General features: G+C 64.3%; 1 protein-coding gene. It reads left to right on the forward strand.

What is annotated here, in order from left to right; all coding sequences use genetic code 11:
• Window positions 1-107: 107 nt before the first annotated feature.
• A partial coding sequence (locus RZO55_RS21845; RefSeq protein ID WP_318066381.1) for a ketopantoate reductase C-terminal domain-containing protein occupies window positions 108-353 on the forward strand: 246 nt, incomplete at its 3' end.

Below are 353 nucleotides of genomic sequence, written 5' to 3' on the forward strand. Positions count from 1 at the left end.
GGGAGGGGCCGGGGGAAGTGCGCCATACGGGAGGGGGCCAAACGTGGATCGGCCCCTTTGCATCGGGGGCTGTCCGCTCTGAAGTCGCAGCCCGGTTCCTGGCTCCCTTGAGGGACGAGGGGGTCCGGATCGAATGGGAAAGCCCGATTGTCCGAAGAATATGGGAAAAGGTGATGGTCAACTGTGCAATCAACCCCCTCACCGCCTTGCTCCGCATCCGGAATGGCGAGCTGCTCCGGAGCGATGAGGCCCTTTCGCTGATGGAATCGGTCGTGGAAGAGGCGGTATCGGTAGCCCGCGCCGAGGGAGTCGGGTTGGAGGCGGATGCGGTGTTGAAGCGGGTGGTCGAGGTC

Origin of the sequence: Clostridium boliviensis, assembly GCF_033342255.1 — a bacterium.
GTDB classification, from domain to species: domain Bacteria; phylum Bacillota; class Clostridia; order Lachnospirales; family Lachnospiraceae; genus Lacrimispora; species Lacrimispora boliviensis.